This window comes from Rheinheimera sp. ATLC3 (assembly GCF_059429535.1).
The window spans coordinates 468020-484088 of the sequence record NZ_CM182103.1; the positions used below are offsets into that span (position 1 = coordinate 468020).

General features: G+C 49.8%; 13 protein-coding genes. 6 read left to right on the forward strand and 7 right to left on the reverse strand.

What is annotated here, in order from left to right:
• Positions 1-30: 30 nt before the first annotated feature.
• Positions 31-1638, reverse strand: a complete 1608-nt coding sequence (locus AC5SV9_RS02240; protein ID WP_475151635.1) for a serine hydrolase domain-containing protein — start codon at positions 1636-1638, stop codon at positions 31-33.
• A 255-nt stretch (positions 1639-1893) separates the two neighbouring features.
• Between AC5SV9_RS02240 and AC5SV9_RS02245 the strand changes: the two genes are divergently transcribed.
• The 3 genes from AC5SV9_RS02245 (at position 1894) to AC5SV9_RS02255 (ending at position 5297) form a co-directional block, all read left to right on the forward strand.
• Positions 1894-3504, forward strand: a complete 1611-nt coding sequence (locus tag AC5SV9_RS02245) for a LytTR family DNA-binding domain-containing protein (RefSeq protein WP_475151637.1) — start codon at positions 1894-1896, stop codon at positions 3502-3504.
• Between the two features lie 176 nt (positions 3505-3680).
• On the forward strand, positions 3681-4517 hold the full coding sequence (locus AC5SV9_RS02250) for a 23S rRNA (adenine(2030)-N(6))-methyltransferase RlmJ (protein WP_475151640.1): 837 nt from the start codon (positions 3681-3683) through the stop codon (positions 4515-4517).
• 3 nt (positions 4518-4520) lie between these two features.
• Positions 4521-5297, forward strand: coding sequence for a S1/P1 nuclease (locus AC5SV9_RS02255; RefSeq protein ID WP_475151641.1), 777 nt, complete (start codon positions 4521-4523; stop codon positions 5295-5297).
• Here the strand turns inward: AC5SV9_RS02255 and AC5SV9_RS02260 are convergent.
• The 5 genes from AC5SV9_RS02260 to imuA are packed head-to-tail and all read right to left on the reverse strand — an operon-like array spanning position 5276 to position 12104.
• Complete coding sequence (locus AC5SV9_RS02260) at positions 5276-6397, reverse strand: dienelactone hydrolase family protein (RefSeq protein ID WP_475151643.1); 1122 nt, start codon at positions 6395-6397, stop codon at positions 5276-5278. The genes AC5SV9_RS02255 and AC5SV9_RS02260 overlap by 22 nt on opposite strands.
• Entirely contained in the window at positions 6397-6942 is a 546-nt protein-coding gene (locus tag AC5SV9_RS02265) for a hydrolase (protein WP_475151644.1), read from the reverse strand. The genes AC5SV9_RS02260 and AC5SV9_RS02265 overlap by 1 nt, the downstream gene beginning before the upstream one ends.
• 11 nt (positions 6943-6953) lie before the next feature.
• On the reverse strand, positions 6954-10025 hold the full coding sequence (locus AC5SV9_RS02270) for an error-prone DNA polymerase (protein WP_475151647.1): 3072 nt from the start codon (positions 10023-10025) through the stop codon (positions 6954-6956).
• 11 nt (positions 10026-10036) lie between these two features.
• Positions 10037-11434 carry a Y-family DNA polymerase gene (locus AC5SV9_RS02275; RefSeq protein WP_475151649.1) on the reverse strand — a complete coding sequence of 466 codons (1398 nt, stop codon included), beginning with the start codon at positions 11432-11434 and terminating at the stop codon, positions 10037-10039.
• Position 11435: 1 nt separating this feature from the next.
• Entirely contained in the window at positions 11436-12104 is a 669-nt protein-coding gene (imuA, locus tag AC5SV9_RS02280; RefSeq protein WP_475151651.1) for a translesion DNA synthesis-associated protein ImuA, read from the reverse strand.
• Between the two features lie 137 nt (positions 12105-12241).
• Between imuA and AC5SV9_RS02285 the strand changes: the two genes are divergently transcribed.
• Entirely contained in the window at positions 12242-12550 is a 309-nt protein-coding gene (locus AC5SV9_RS02285; RefSeq protein ID WP_475151654.1) for a hypothetical protein, read from the forward strand.
• On the opposite strand, the gene rlmC is transcribed toward AC5SV9_RS02285, so the two are convergent.
• The gene (rlmC, locus tag AC5SV9_RS02290) at positions 12547-13692 is read right to left on the reverse strand and encodes a 23S rRNA (uracil(747)-C(5))-methyltransferase RlmC (protein WP_475151657.1); all 1146 of its coding nucleotides are present in this window, start codon (positions 13690-13692) and stop codon (positions 12547-12549) included. The two genes, AC5SV9_RS02285 and rlmC, sit on opposite strands and share 4 nt — an antisense overlap.
• Positions 13693-13828: 136 nt before the next feature.
• Here rlmC and egtB point away from each other — a divergent pair, with 136 nt between their 5' ends.
• Positions 13829-15073: an ergothioneine biosynthesis protein EgtB gene (egtB, locus tag AC5SV9_RS02295; protein WP_475151662.1), complete on the forward strand. Its 1245-nt coding sequence runs from the start codon at positions 13829-13831 to the stop codon at positions 15071-15073.
• Positions 15073-16053, forward strand: coding sequence for an L-histidine N(alpha)-methyltransferase (egtD, locus tag AC5SV9_RS02300; RefSeq protein ID WP_475151664.1), 981 nt, complete (start codon positions 15073-15075; stop codon positions 16051-16053). Before egtB ends, egtD begins: the two co-directional genes overlap by 1 nt.
• Positions 16054-16069: the final 16 nt, after the last annotated feature.

The window sequence follows — 16069 nt, forward strand, 5'->3', positions numbered from 1 at the left end:
TAGCGAATTGCCTAAGACGAATTTTTCCACTTATTCGTTTTTATTTTCGCTAATTGCATGCAGTGCTTTTTCAAGCGCAGACTCTTCTGGATGAAAATGCAGCCCAAGTCGATAGAATGTGATTGCTTCATCAATATGACCAGCATCAGCTGATGCTTTGGCCAAGGTTTCAAACGTCTGAACTCTGAGCAAAAGCGTATTTGGATTGGTATCTACCCAAACTTGATAAGCTTTAAGCCCTAGCTCAAAACCCTTTTGTTTCGCAATTGTATACGGCGGTGTAAATTGGTTATCAAGCCGCAAGAGTACTTTTGCAGGCATCTGCGCATCAGCATGAAAAAACGCAATATCTGTTGCAATCAATCCGATGTCTGCTGAAACAAACTCATCAATTCGATACCTCCCTCCCCCAACAGAAATCAATTCATACGGCTTTCGGGTACCAAATGAGTTATCCAACATCAATTTGCCATGCTCTGCAAATATGGAAACCACTTCGTTAAATGGCGAAAAGAAACCTCTGTTGAAATTGTAATAGTGTCCCTGAAGTGCGTTTATAGAGGCTTCCAAAGCACGATCCGGAACAACCTTAATTGCACGTTTCCATCCGTAGTGGTGAATAATGTTCGCAATGGCTTCATCGATTGCCGGCACCCTTGCCTGATGCGCACCATTACCAAACACCGCAATGGCACGTCCATCTTGTAACGTGGCCATAACCTGACCGCCAATTCCTGCACCGTATCCGGAATGTGAAAACCAGTCCAAATTACCGTTAGCCATATAACGCATCCAACCCAGCCCCCATCCACCCGCTTTGTGAAGTGTCTGGATGCGGGTTAACTCCCGCGCAACCCCAGCAGATATGACTGTTTTTTTGTTACCCCGCAGCGCTTTCTGCATATCAATCATCAGCTTGGCCATATCTTTGGGTGTAGTCCACATACCAGCCGCGCCATACTGAGGATAAATCGGTAAACCGCCCGCTCCAGCAATAGCACCATTATGCTGGTGTGCTTTTGCCACATTAACCAAGAAACCGGCTTCGCCGCTTTGATACATGGTACTGTTTTGCATTCCCAACGGCTTGAAAAGCATTTCCTGCGCCAACTTGGACAAAGGCTGACCGGTTATATCTTCTATCGCTAACTGGACAATCGTGATACCACCACCGCTGTAGCTAAAACGACTTTCGGGCTCCCACATAACCTTAATCGGGTCAAGCGGACGCTTTAGCTTTTCCCCTTGCAGACTTTCAACCAGGCTGGGCATAGCGTCGCCCAGAAAATACGCTGCAAACCCGCTTTGGTTAATGCCCGCGGTATGCGTTAACAAATGCCGCAGCGTAATGGGTATATTTGTAGTGAACTCACTGGCTGGAAGCATCCAGCGTCGAAGGTAGGTGGTTACCGGTTTATCAAGATCAATCACGCCTTGCTCAGCAAGCATCGCAGCCACGACAGCCGTAACCACTTTGGAAACTGATGCCGCTGCAAAAGCGGTTTCCGTATCAACCCGCTGACCAGCTTCTTTTTCTCCAAACGCGCCGGTATAAACAATTTCATAGTTATCCACTATAGCAATGCTTATCCCAGGCAAGTTATGCTTCTCCAGCAAGTCAGCAAACTCCTGTGACATTTGGTCTGCCTGGCTATCTGCTGACACGGCAAACGGTACTAATACTAATATCCCCAATATCCGTTTCAAACACTTCAAGAACATACCTACTCCATCATTCGATACAACAATAAAAGCGTCACTTTTGCAGGTTTATCTTTGCCGGCTTTAACTGTGAAATCAGCATTTAATATTGCCCGGTATCAGTAGGTGGCTGTGGTATTAATTTGAAACCGAGATAAACTCTGCACATTTGAAAGTTTGAAAGTATCGGAAATGGTTATTTTTTCTATTTTTTTTCTACCAACGGTAGCCTTTATTCTGCAAATGGCATCGTTATCTGGAGTGTTGTACGAGCGTACTAAGCAATTCAGTTCAAACATACCGACGCTAACAACTTGGCTTTTGCTCTTAATCGCAGGTGGGGCAAACAACGTTTTTGCGGCATCTTCCGAGCTTGTCAATATAACGTCGTTTATCATCTGCGACGAACCATCATCGCTTGATGCACCACCGGATTTTAAGGGTGAGCAATGTAAAACTATCACGCCACAGGAACTAAACGTGGGCCGCCAGCTGATTTGGGGTAAAGCCTTACTTCAGTTAGAAGATGAGTTTAAACAGAACAAGCTTCCGCTTGGATTGTTTATCTCAGCAAAAGCGGCGAGCGAGGTGTATTTAAACGGCACGCTGCTTGGGCGAAACGGCCAGCCTTCAGATAATATTGCAAACGAACAACCAGGGCTTATGGACGCAGTATTTCACATTCCGGAACAGCTGCTAAAAACAGATCACAATGAGTTAGTTGTTAAAATGTCCGCTTTTCACGATTATTTAAACTTGGGGAACACTTTACAGCATGTGATTATTAGCCAATACAGCGCGCCGCAAGATATCGTTCTGCGCAACTATCTGCCGTCATTGCTGCCTTTGGGAGTACTGTTGGTCGGATTTTTTTATTCTGCAGCATTGGCTTTTTCACGGCCAAACCCTAAGCAAGACATACTGCTGCCTCTGGCGTCTTTTTTGATAATCGCTCAGCTACTTACTGAGATCTCCCGTGGAGTTGTCTTTTACAATTACCCCTTGCACGATATCAGAACAACCTTGATATTGATGTTTGGCATGCTAAGTGGCGGTTGTTTACTGACCTATATCGCCAATTACTTTTTATCACATAAAAAAGACGTAGTATTGGCAATTTCTTTCTTGGTAACGATTTTAGCAATCTTTAGTTATGACACAATGGAAGAGAAATCTGTGGTTGCCATTCAACTGCCGGCTATTTTTAGTTTACTTATCGCAACTTATGCCTCCTTTCACAGAAAAAGGAACGCCATAAATCATGCCATCGCATTGCTGATGTTTGTTGTTGTTACGATACTCAAACCCAACCAGTTTCTTGATGTCTATTTTTATTACTTTGTTGCTGCTCTTCTATTGTTTTTCTTATTCCAACAAGTGCTTGCTTTCAGACAAGAACAACATTTGCGCCGTATTGAGCAATCAAAAGCTGAACGCTTACAGCATGCTTTAGACGATTATCGTGAGCAGCAACAACCCAGTAAGCTTCAAATTACCCATGCAGGCAAAGTTGAATGGCTTTCGTCGGAACATATTTGTGTCTGTAAAGGCGCAAGAGACTATGTCGAGATCATTACGGTTGATAAACGTAGCATATTACACGCAGGAAGCCTGACAGCACTGGAAGAATGCCTGCCTAGCATGTTCTTGCGTGTTCACCGCTCATATATTGTAAATACGCGATATATTCAGTCGCTTAACAGCGAACCTTCCGGCACCGGTCGATTAATATTAACAACAGAAGATGAAATACCTGTTAGCCGCAGGATCATGCCTAAAGTTCGACAAACATTAACAAAATAACAGCTTTATACGCTTCGAGCTCAGATAAATAACTAGCGCAATTGTTTTGGTATATTGACCAGAACCTATGTAATAGATGTCGCTGAGTAAATCCGGTTTTCGAGGTAAATCACTTGTATTTTTTTGCCTGCGCAGTATGCTGACGGCCTTTTATTTTGCCGCTACAGGCCTTGTTTATGCTGAGTTATCGTCACAGTTATCATGCTGGTAATCATGCTGATGTGGTTAAACATCTGGTACAGGTTGCCATACTGCAGTACCTGCTGAAAAAAGATAAACCGTTCTGCTACCACGATAGCCATGCTGGCGCAGGCTTATACAGCTTGCTGGCTGAGCAGGCGCAAAAAACCGGTGAATACCAGGGCGGCATTGGCAAGCTGTGGCAGTATCAGGCGCAAAGCCCGGCACTGGCGGGCTATATTGATATTATTAAGCAGTTAAACCCGGATGGCGACCTGGCATTTTACCCGGGCTCGCCCAAAATCGCTGCTATGCTGGCGCGCGCAAGCGACAGCATTCAGGCCACCGAGCTGCACCCGACAGACTACCCGGTACTGGCAAGCCAGTTTGCCCGCCGCCGTCATAGCCGTATCGAAAACATGGACGCCTGGGCTGGCTTTAAAGCTATGCTGCCCCCTTTACATAAGCGCGGGCTGGTACTGATTGACCCACCGTACGAGCTGAAAACCGAGTATCAGGATGTTGTGCAAGGTTTGCAGTTGGCTTACAGCCGGTTCCCTCAGGCAACTTATGCAATCTGGTATCCGGTGATAGAGCGCGAAGCCGTTGAGGCTTTTATCGGCGCGATAGTGGCCACCGGGATCAAAGATCAGTTACGTATTGAGCTGTGCCCTCAAAGTGATAGCAGCGGCTTCGGTATGACCGGCAGTGGTATGCTGGTGATAAACCCACCTTATACACTGGCTAACGACATGCGTCAGGCGCTAAGTGAAGTGACGCTGCTGTTAAGTGCAGAAGGCGAGTTTCAGGTTCACCAATTGGTTGCCGAGTAAATTATGCGTTGTATTATTGCTGTCCTCTTACTGCTCATCACTAGCCCGCTGTATGCTTTTAGCCAGATGGGGCATCAGCTGGTATGTGAAATAGCTTACCAACAGGTAAGCGACACCACCCGCCAGCAACTGAACCTGATGATCAGCAAAAGCCCCTATTCTCACTTTACTAAAAGCTGTAGCTGGGCAGATGAAGTTCGTAACCAGCCTCAGTTTAGCTTCGCGTCAGCGCTGCATTACGTTAATTTCCCGCGCTCACATGCGCAGGTAACCCAGGCTGACTGCCCACAACAAGGTTGTATTTTGTCAGCCATCAGTCATATGCAGCTAAAACTTAAGCAAAACCGTGATGACTGGCAGGCACTTTTGTTTCTGGCGCATTTTATTGGTGATTTGCATCAGCCGCTGCATGTAAGTTATGCCGATGATTTAGGTGGCAACCGCACCGCTGTGTATTTTTATGGTTTGCCGAATAACCTGCATGGTGTGTGGGACTTTGCGCTGTTAAAACAATTAGGCTACGAAACAGATAACGCTAAAGCCGATGCGCTTAAAAGTGCGTTAACCCGCAGCGAAATACAACAGTGGCAACAAGGCGATGTGCTTAGCTGGGCGAATGAATCTGCTGCTTTGACACAGCAGATTTATCAGCAATATAAGCCTGGCATGTTGCTGGATGACGCTTATGTCAGCCAGTACAGCAGCACCGTTGAGCAAAGGCTGAAACAAGCGGGTGTGCGCCTGGCAATGGTATTAGATCAATTATTTTCCGCCAACTGAGTACGCAGCCAGTTATATACCTGTTGCTGCTGCTCAGCGTTAAACTCATGCCCAAGTTCAGGATACACTGTGGTGCTGAGATTATCTGCCGCGCCATAAGCTTGCCACACCTGTTGCATCTTACGATAAGAGGCTTCTACGCCAGCCAGCGGCATCAGTTTATCTTTTCCGCCGTTAATAAACAGCATCGCTTTTGGTGCCGCCAGGCTGGCGATATCCGGAATATCCATTTTGTCTGCAATACCCGGATGTAACATATAAAACGCTGACTGCCCTCTTAAAATATTATTCCCTGGCTGCATTAAATGCTGATAGTCATTCATCCACGACACCGCTACGGCAGCCTTGATATCATCCGTCAGCGCCGCCAGCTGCCAGGCTTTATAAGCCCCCATCGAGAACCCCAGTACCGCCAGGCGCGAGCTATCTGCTTCAGGTAACTGCTTTGCAAACTGTACCAGACGTAAATCTTCATATGCCGCCATACCGGCAAGTGAGCGACCAAGTAAAAACATATTGCTGGCAAGGGCCTGTTGTGCAGAAAACTCTATCGGGCCACGCTCACTCCAGCCAAAAGTGTCGGCGGCAATAACCAGATAGCCCTGCTTTGCCAGTGCATCACCGACAAAATGACCACTGAAATATTTATCGGCCCATTGCTGAGCAGAGGATAAACGGCTATCGCCGGCAAAAGGTTTAATCCATTTTTCTTTACCGATATCAAACCGTGCACCGTGATCATGCAGCAACAACACTGCAGGAGCAGGCTTAGCGGTATCAGGCTTTAACACCAGTATCGAAACACGGCTTTGCGCTGTCAGCTGAATAGACCAAAGCTGTGCGGTGTAACCATCACGCGCTTCTGTTTTCAGCAATTGCGGGGAAAATTCAACCGGCTCGTCCGGCCACAGTAACGCCTGACGCAATGTTTGCCTTGCATTACTGCGCCAGGTAGCGATATCGGCAAACTTACCGCTTTGCCAGCTAAGCGGGTAAGATTCCAGTTTAAGCTGCTGATAAAAATCAGGCAGTTGCTGATCAATCAGCGAATCGGCTTTAGCCGGCAAGGCTAACAAGAAGAATAACAAGTACCAACGCATCAACGGATCCACCCCTTGCTGATCTGACGAAAGGTATCAGTGCCACAGCACTGCAGCCATTCAAACGCCAGCATTTCTTTACTGATGATCTGTGCCCCGGCCTGTTGCATACGGCTAAGGGCCAATTGTTTGTTTTGCTCAGTGCGCGAACCCACCGCTTCAGTAACAACAAACACCTGATAACCTAAATCCAGTAAATCCATTACCGATTGCAGTACGCACACATGAGTTTCTGTGCCCAGCACCACGACTTGCCTGCGCTCGGCGCAGGCTAAACTGCTGGCAATATGTGGCTCTTTAAGCGCACTAAAATGCATTTTTTGCAGCATTTGTGCCGGCGGAACCAGTTCAGCTAACACTGGTAACGTCGGGCCAAGCCCTTGTGGGTATTGTTCAGTTGCCCATACCGGCACGTCCAACTGTATTGCCACCTGCAACACCCAGGCTGCTGCCTGCTCCACTTCTTTATGCTCAAAAATTGCCGGTGATAGCTTCTGCTGCATATCAATCAGCAACACCAGTGAGTGTTCAGCCTTTAGTAACATAAAGGTTCCTGTTAATGAAAATCGCGGGAAGAGGTACTAAGTTCAGCCAAAAGTGCTGATAAGTCAACCAGCTTACCGGCGATAACATGAGTTACCTCACCTTCACGCTCTAAAATGCCGTCTACCTGTAAAATGCGGGCGGTTAAAAAACTCTTTTGCTGCGCCTGCGCGGTGGCCAGCCACACCAGTACATTAGTAGTGCCGGTTTCATCTTCCAGTGACATAAAGGTTACCCCGGCAGCGGTACCGGGCCTTTGCCGCAATGTGACCAGACCACTTACCCTTACCGGGCTTTTATGCCGAACCTTGCCAAGCTCTGCAGCTGGTATGCTGCGCACCAGCTTGCCCGCCTGGCGCAGCAGCGCTACCGGATGCTGTAACAGGCTAAGTCCGGTGGCGGCGTAATCTTCCAGTACATTCTGCACTGGCCCTGGGGGCAATAAATAGGCAGCAGTACTTTCAGCCACCTCTGACCCGGCGCTAAACAACGGCAAACTGTACTGTGTATCCTGTAATTGCCAACGGCTGTTATAGCGATCGCCACTGATACTGCTAAGGGCGTTGGCACTGGCCAGCGCCTGCAAATCAGCCCGGCTAAGCCCTAACTGGCGTAGCTGCTGAACATGGCGGTAACCACCCACAGGGCGTAAGTTTATCAGCTGCGAGCCACCGGTTTCACTTAAGCCTTTTACCTGCCTAAGCCCCAGCCGGATAGCTTTACCCTGCTGCAGCGTAAAATCCCAGTCTGAGGCATTTATACACACCGGTAATATCGTCACGCCGTGGCGGCGGATATCCTGCAGCAACTGCGACGGGCTGTAAAACCCCATAGGGTAGCTGTTAAGCAGTGCGGCACAAAATGCAGCCGGATAATAATACTTCAGCCAGGCTGATACATAAGCCAGCACCGCAAAACTGGCTGAATGCGACTCGGGAAAACCATACTCCCCAAAACCGCAAATTTGCTGATAAATGCGCTCGGCATACTCTTTGGCGTAACCACGGCTTTGCATACCATCGATCAGCTTGTGCTTAAACTGCAACAGCTCACCGGTTTTTTTCCAGCTGGCCATCGCCCGGCGTAACTGGTCAGCTTCACCACCACTGAATCCGGCGGCGACCATCGCCAACTGAATCACCTGCTCCTGAAAAATCGGCACCCCAAGCGTTCGGCCAAGCACGCCCTTTACTTCTTCAGACGGATACTCAACTGCCTCCTCGCCATGTCTGCGCTTCAGGTACGGGTGCACCATATCGCCCTGAATAGGCCCCGGCCGCACTATTGCAATCTGGATCACTAAGTCATAATAATTTGCCGGGCGCAGCCTTGGCAGCATGCTCATTTGGGCCCGCGATTCAATCTGAAACAAGCCAACGGTATCCGCCCGCTGAATCATCTGATACACCGCCGGATCATCCCCCAAAATACTGATGCCAGCGATACTCAAGTCATGCTGAAAATGCTGCTTTACCAGCGCAAAACATTTACGGATAGCGGTCAACATGCCCAGTGCCAGCACATCTACTTTGAGCAGCTTCATCGTTTCCAGATCGTCTTTATCCCACTGGATCACGGTTCTGTCAGCCATAGCGGCGTTTTCTACCGGCACCAGCTCATACAAAGGCCCTTGCGAAATCACGAAGCCGCCAACATGCTGAGACAAATGCCGCGGAAAGCCGCGTAACTGCTCAACCAACTGCACCAGTTGCCGCGTAGTCTCGCTATCGCTATCCAACCCCAGTGGTGCAAGCTGTTGCTGCCAGCTCAGTGCCGGGTCACGCCGCTGAATATTTTTTACCAGAAAATCCAGCTGGCTCACCGGTAACCCCAGCGCTTTACCAACATCACGCAGCGCACTTTTAAAGCGGTAACTGATGACTGTCGCGGCCAGTGCTGCCCGCTCACGGCCATACTTACTGTAAAGATACTGAATCACTTCTTCGCGCCTTTCATGCTCAAAATCGACATCAATATCTGGTGGCTCTTTACGCTCTTTTGACAGAAAACGCTCAAACAGTACCTGAATTTTCTCCGGATCAACCGCGGTGATTTGCAGGCAGTAGCACACTACAGAATTGGCTGCAGAACCCCTGCCCTGGTACAAAATATGGTTTTGCCGGGCAAACTGCACCACATCATGGATAGTTAAAAAGAAATACTCGTATTTAAGAGCAGTGATAAGCGCCATTTCTTTATCAATAATCGCCTGTATCCGTTCAGGCACCCCACCGGGAAACCTGAGCTTTGCCCCGCTACTGACCAGCTTTGCCAGATAACTGCTGGCGGTTTCGCCTTCAGGCACCAGTTCACTGGGGTACTGGTATTTCAGCTCATCGAGGGAAAAAGTGCAGCGGTTGGCTATCTGGCAGCTTTGCTCCAGCCAGTCGGCAGCAAACAGTTTTTGTAATTTGCTGACAGGCCGCATTGCCCGCTCGGCGTTACTAAGCAAATGTCGCCCCAGCTCAGATATCGGTTTTGAGGCTTTAATTGCACTGACACAATGCTGCAATGCCAGCCGCTCTGGCGTATGCATCAGCACCGCCCCACAACACATAAGAGTTAATTGATACTGCTGCGCCAGTTGCTGACAATAAGTATGAAATGCCGCTTCGTTGTGGCTCAGCTCACGCCGCATGGCCAGCCATAAACGCCCTGTATGATATTTCTGCAGCCAGTTGGCCCAGTGCGCATCGCTGTCGGTATCACCATCCGGCAACCACAGCAGCAAACAATGCCGGATTGACATTAAATCCCACTCGGTCAGCTGATAACTGCCTTTACTGCTTCGCCGACGGGCATTAGTAATGACGCGGCACAGCTCACTGTAGGCCTGTTTATCCGGGCACAGCAGTACCAGTTGCAGTTTATCCAGCTGGAAATAACTGCCAATAATCAGTTTAAGCGCCAGTTGCTGCTCATCAATATGGCGATAAGCCCTGACCACACCGGCAACAGAGCACTCGTCTGTCAGCGCCAGCGCACTGTAACCCAGTTCAGCTGCCTGCTGCACCAGCTCTTGCGGGCTGGACGCCCCTTGCAGAAAACTAAAGTGGCTCTGACAAAACAACTCCGCGTAGTTCATGCATTACCCCGTCAGGAAAAGATGCCCTGCACAAACCAGCGCTGCTCTGCTGTACGGTATAACCATAGCCATTGCCCCTTACGGTTACGGCCAATAAAGTAATCCCGCTGTAGCTGTGGTTGCCAGCGATTGATACAAAACCGTTCCGGGCCGCTGTTCAGTTCAACCTGTTCGGTCAATGCGATGGCAGATTGAAATAAAAACGCCGGCCTGACAGCAAGGGCAGCAACCTCATTGTTGGCAGAGCTAAAAGGCAGAGGCCGGCCACTGGCCTGCTCGGGCAAATGCTGATTTTGCAACGACAAACCACTGACAGCAGCACGGCCCAGCCGGGCCTGCAGCACAGAAGTTAGCTGCAATGCAGACAAGCCGCCCTGTACCGGTTGGAACAAGGTATTATTATCCGGGCGCTGCGGTGCAAAGCGTGGCACGTCAAGCTTTATGCCGGATGCAGGCTCAGTCAGGCGCACAGTTTCCAGCTTAAGTTGGCACAACCTCAGCCACTGCGCGGCCCGGTATTCTCCCTGCACCGAACTGATGACTATCGTCAACGGCTTCTGAGCACGAAACCGTATTTCCAGCAGCAACTGATGGCACAGTGCATCAGCGCGCTGCAACTGCCGCTCAAGCTGCTGCAGCAGCAATTTAAGCGGTGTATTAAGCACGGCGGTGTCACTGATATCATAAAGCAGCTCAAGTGTGCTGCTAAAGCCCTGCTGCGGCTGAATATAATCCAGGGCATGATAAAACTCGCCGCGTAGCCGGCCAAGGTAACTGAGCAGACTATGTTCAAACCGCCGGCCAAGCTCTGCCTGTGACAACGCCATCACCTGCCCCAGTTGCTGCAAGCCCAAGCGCTGCAGTTGCTGTTGTATTTCAGTGCTTAAATCTGTAAATCTGAGCGGACTACGCTGTAATTGTGCCAGCAGAACTTCGCCATCGCTGCTGATAAGGTTCAGCTGTTGCCGGGCCAGACATTTAGCCGCCAAAGGTGTGTTGCCGGTTGCATAAAAGTAACGGTAAGGCAAAGCCGCCAGAGCACTTTGCACAGCCTGCCAGCAACCGTCCAGCCCCTGGTACAAACTTAGAATTTGGCATAATCGAAGGTACAGGCCCTCGGGCGGATCCAGCGCAATATCAGGGCTTAGCTGATACAGTTGCTGTGCTACAGCGTCTAACAACTCCAGTTGCCGGGCATGCTGATACGGAATAAGCTGCAGGTTATGACACAGCGCTGCTGCACTTCCCAGTGTCATACCAAACTTAATACCCCGCTCAGCACAGAGGCGGTCAAGCTGGACGATACGGTGCTGCTCATCAACCACCGCCAGTGGCAAAGCCGAAGTTGCCGCTATACTGGTGTTGTCCAGTTGTAATGCAGGAAACTGCAGATACAAATATAGCGCCATGTCAGCCAGCCTTGCGTTGTGCCTGCTTTAGCCCGTCATAGCGATAACTGAGCGCCGGCCAGCGGCTTTGCATATCGACCAGAAAAGGACCGGCAGGCCAACCTCCTTTTCGCTTATTCACATTCAGCAAGACACCATAAGGATGTGCAGCCAGTGTCAGGCTTAAATTCACCGGCAAGCTTAATGCAGCCTGAGGCCGGCGCAACAAGATCAGACTGGCATTACCTTGCTCAGCAGCCAGTTGTAAACGCCGTGCCTGAGCCAGCCGTAACAATACCTGCCACAGCAACACAGCGGCCACACAGCCGCTTTGCAAGCATTGCTCTGCCGCCCATAGCGCTTCTTTACTGTTTTTAACGCTAACAACCAACAACTGCGTCAGATTAATCCCCGCGCCCGCCAGCATATCGGCGCAGGGATCAGCCGGGGGAGAGATCATCACCAGCAAACGCCCATCCTGATGTTGCTGTTGCAAATAGGGTAGCAACAACCGCAGTTCACCTATGCCCTGCTCGGTCTGGATCTCAATCAGGCCGTTTGCCGGAAAGCCACCCGCCAGTTGCTTATCCAACTCAGCATAACCGGATGTGACCGCCTGATACGCGGCCTGCTGGCTATTGCCATGCCACAGCAGCTGACGCCGGGTTAATTGCTCAAGTAATGCAGACATACTCACCTCAAATACTGTATATCGATACAGTATATAGCAACAATATCCGGATGCAAGGCAAAGCCTGGCTGGCCAGTTAAGCTGCAGTTAAGCTGCAACTGTTACAACTTAGCCATACACACAAGAAGGTAAGCAATATGAACAAGATATTAGTAACCTGTAGCCTTGTTTTACTTATCAGTCAGCCGCTGATGGCTGCACCGGATAAAGATAAACCTCTGCCGCCTGGGCTGGCCAAAAAGCTGGAGCAGGGAAAGCCTCTGCCTCCTGGCTGGCAGAAAAAGCTGGCACCCGGCCAGTTTTTACCAGACGACTATTACCGCCGTGGTATTGTACTGGGCCAGCCTGATACAGACGGTATTATCAGTATTCAGATAGAGGGTACTGTGATTGAACTGTTTGAACACAGCCGGGAAATCGTGCGCATCCTTGAAGGCAGGCGCTAAGCCTGTTTCGCCAACAGAGTCAGTACTTCATAGTGGCTACTGTGAGCAAACATATCAAATAGCTGTACTTTTATTAACCGGTATTGGGAAAGCCTGGCTAAATCCTGCGCCAGGCTGTCAGCATTACAGCTTGAGTACAGCAGCCAGTCAGGTGCCAGCCGCTGTATATCCTGGCACAATCCAAGCCCCAAACCGCGTCTTGGCGGGTTTACCACCAGTAAATCCGGCGGTGCTGCTGCCGCCTGCGCAAAAGCGGCAGAATCCAGAGCCTGAAATTTCACATCAGTAAACCCCAGTTCTGCTGCCGATCTGGTCGCACTGGCAATGGCGGCGGGCGCAATTTCAATGCCTGTCAATTGCTGCGAGGGGCTCGCCACATGTAAACCAAAGCCGCCGACACCACAGAATAAATCCCAGATCTTTGTGAAACAACCATGTTGGTGCTGCAGTTGCGCCGCCCAGTCAGCCGCCGTCTGGTAAAGGCTGGCAGCCATCACCGGTTGAGTTTGAAAAAAGCTTTGCGGCTGTAAATACAATGGCACGGCGTTTAATTGCTCAGCCAGAACACTGTGCTCTGTCAGTACAATTTCTTCTTCCCCTTCCAGTATTGCTGCCGGTTTGGGTTGCAGATTAACGGAGCACACTTCCAACTCGGGTAATTGCTGTAGCAGCCAGGGTAAATGCTTTTGTATTGACGCCAGGCAATTTTTAGAACGCAGCACAAAACGCAGCATAAAGCGTCCGCTATGAAGGCTTTGGCTTAGCAAAATAAACTTCAGCTCACCACGGCGGCTTTCAATGTGATACGGCGTTAAACCGGCACGGCTGATAAAGGCTTTACACAGGCTAAAAACCCGCTGAAAAGCTGCCGGATACAGGGGGCAATCGGTTAAGTCGACGGTTTCTCCGCGGGTATTGACGATACCCAGTACCGGAGATTCAGCTGTACCAAGCGCAACCATTTTGGCTTTATGGCGAAAGCCCTGCTCACTGCTTGCCACTGCCGGTAACACCTCAAGCGGGGCAAAAGGTGCAAGTAGAGCCGTCAGTTGCTGCTGTTTTAACAGCAACTGTTCAGGGTAAGGTCTATCCAACCAGTGGCAGGAAACACAGCGCTTAGCATCAAAATGGGTGCAGTACATAGGTCACCGGCAGAAAATAAAGCGCCTTATTCTACCTGCTTCACTTCGTGAAAAATACCATACAGCCAATTTGTAACCCTGCGTTAACACATTTTCACTGCTAGACTGATATGACCGGACTAAATCAGGGAGTAAAATGACACCATCAGCTGAAAAGTGGTATCAACAGGTTCGCCAGCAAACACTGGCTCTGACAGAAGGCCTGTCAGCTGAGGATATGGTGGTGCAGTCGATGCCGGATGCCAGCCCGGCGAAGTGGCACCTGGCGCATACCAGCTGGTTTTTTGAACACTTCATTCTGCTGCCCTATTTTCAGGATTATCAATGCTTTAACCATCATTACCAATATCTGTTTAATTCCTATTACGACACAGTAGGCAGCCGTCATGCCAGGCCACAACGCGGCTTACTAAGCCGCCCGCCACTATCAGATATCATGCAGTATCGCCAACATGTAGACAGCCATATCAGCATATTATTGCGCCAGCAGCATCCTGATATAACCGACTTACTCACGATTGGCTTACACCATGAAATGCAGCACCAGGAGTTACTGCTAACAGATATTCTGCACCTGTTATCTCATAACCCGCTTGCTCCGGCGCTATTAGCTGCTCAAAGCCAGCCAAGCCTTAATGCTGCCGCTGCTGTCAGCATGATCTGTTTTGATGGCGGTATGGCTGAGATCGGTGCCGAAGCAGGGAGTTTTAGCTATGACTGTGAAAACCCCAGACATAGCGTGTATCTGGCACCTTTTAAGTTGGCACACCGGCCGGTGACTAACGCAGAGTGGCAGGATTTTATCAGTGATGGTGGTTATCAAAACCCTTTGCTTTGGCTTTCTGACGGCTGGCATTGCTGCCAGAGTGCCAACTGGCAAGCCCCCTTGTACTGGCACAACCTTGATCAGCAATGGCACAGCTTTGGTTTCAGTGGTGTCCAGCCTTTACTGCCGTCTGCACCGGTTTGCCATATCAGCTACTACGAAGCAGATGCCTATGCCCGCTGGGCCGGCAAACGGCTGCCGCGCGAACAGGAATGGGAATATGCCACCAACTTAACTCAGCCCCCTCTGCAGCAGGCTAACTTTCTTGAACAGCATATCTGGCAACCTACGGCCTGCAGCTCTAAGCCGAACATGGAAAAACTGTTTGGCGATGTGTGGGAGTGGTGTCAAAGCCCTTTTAGCGCTTACCCCGGTTTTAAACCGGCCCAGGGCGCTCTGGCTGAATACAACGGCAAGTTTATGGCCAATCAATTTGTATTACGTGGTGGTTCATGCGTCTCAGCACGGCAACAGCTGCGCAGCAGCTACCGTAATTTCTTTCACCCCCAACAGCGCTGGCAGTTTAGCGGCATCCGATTAGCGGAGGATCAATAATGCAAAATGCCTTACCTTTACCTGCTACTGAGCACAGCCTACCGGTGTTTAACTATCTGGTAGACCGGGACTTTGCCAGCGATGTTCTGGCGGGTTTATCGCAACAGCAAAAGCAGCTGCAGCCAAAATACTTTTACGATCAGCAAGGTTCACGCTATTTCGACCAGATCTGCGCGTTAAAAGAATATTACCCGTACCAGACAGAGCTGGCTTTACTGCCCAAAGTTGCGCGCGATCTGGCACAACGTTTTACCGGTGACAGTCTGATAGTTGAGTTTGGTGCCGGCTCGCTTGTCAAAGTTAAGCCATTGCTACAGGCTCTGCCGGGTATCCGTCAGTTTGTGCCAATCGATATCAGCGGAGAGCATCTGGCGCTGGCATGTCAGCAATTACAACGCGATTTTCCGGCGGTAGCTGTTACCCCTGTAGTTGGCGATTTCTGCACCACACTCACACTACCGGTCATGCCGTTGCAACACTGTATAGGTTTTTTCCCGGGTTCAACTATCGGTAACTTTACCCCGGCCCAGGCCCGGCAATTTTTATGTAATGCCCGCCAGACACTGGGGCCGAACGGTTGGCTACTAATTGGTGTAGATACAAAAAAATCGCCGGTATATCTGCATCAGGCCTATAACGATGCTGCCGGGATTACTGCCAGGTTTAACCGCAACATTCTGACCCGCATAAACCGCGAGCTGGACGCTGCATTTCGGCTCGAAACCTTTGAACACTACGCCTTTTATAACGCTGGACAAAGCCGGGTAGAAATGCATCTTGTCAGTACTGAAGAGCAGGTTGTAGATGTTTTTGGTACCGCAGTAGCCTTCAGTGTTGGCGAGAGCATTCATACTGAAAACTCATATAAATACAGCCCGGATGAATTTATGCAACTGGCGGCAACTGCCGGTTGGCACACCGAGCAACACTGGCTGGCAGATAAGAAATTGTTTGCGACCTACCTGCTGCGAAGCAGTTAAGGCGGCTTAACCGTGC

Coding starts and splice junctions, on each gene's coding strand:
- AC5SV9_RS02240 (WP_475151635.1), bottom strand. CDS start 1,638: ATGTCACAGGAGTTTGCTGACTTGCTGGAGAAGCATAACTTGCCTGGG.
- AC5SV9_RS02260 (WP_475151643.1), bottom strand. CDS start 6,397: ATGCGTTGGTACTTGTTATTCTTCTTGTTAGCCTTGCCGGCTAAAGCC.
- AC5SV9_RS02265 (WP_475151644.1), bottom strand. CDS start 6,942: ATGTTACTAAAGGCTGAACACTCACTGGTGTTGCTGATTGATATGCAG.
- rlmC (WP_475151657.1), bottom strand. CDS start 13,692: ATGTACTGCACCCATTTTGATGCTAAGCGCTGTGTTTCCTGCCACTGG.
- AC5SV9_RS02270 (WP_475151647.1), bottom strand. CDS start 10,025: ATGAACTACGCGGAGTTGTTTTGTCAGAGCCACTTTAGTTTTCTGCAA.
- AC5SV9_RS02255 (WP_475151641.1), top strand. CDS start 4,521: ATGCGTTGTATTATTGCTGTCCTCTTACTGCTCATCACTAGCCCGCTG.
- AC5SV9_RS02285 (WP_475151654.1), top strand. CDS start 12,242: ATGAACAAGATATTAGTAACCTGTAGCCTTGTTTTACTTATCAGTCAG.
- egtD (WP_475151664.1), top strand. CDS start 15,073: ATGCAAAATGCCTTACCTTTACCTGCTACTGAGCACAGCCTACCGGTG.
- AC5SV9_RS02250 (WP_475151640.1), top strand. CDS start 3,681: ATGCTGAGTTATCGTCACAGTTATCATGCTGGTAATCATGCTGATGTG.
- egtB (WP_475151662.1), top strand. CDS start 13,829: ATGACACCATCAGCTGAAAAGTGGTATCAACAGGTTCGCCAGCAAACA.
- AC5SV9_RS02275 (WP_475151649.1), bottom strand. CDS start 11,434: ATGGCGCTATATTTGTATCTGCAGTTTCCTGCATTACAACTGGACAAC.
- imuA (WP_475151651.1), bottom strand. CDS start 12,104: ATGTCTGCATTACTTGAGCAATTAACCCGGCGTCAGCTGCTGTGGCAT.
- AC5SV9_RS02245 (WP_475151637.1), top strand. CDS start 1,894: ATGGTTATTTTTTCTATTTTTTTTCTACCAACGGTAGCCTTTATTCTG.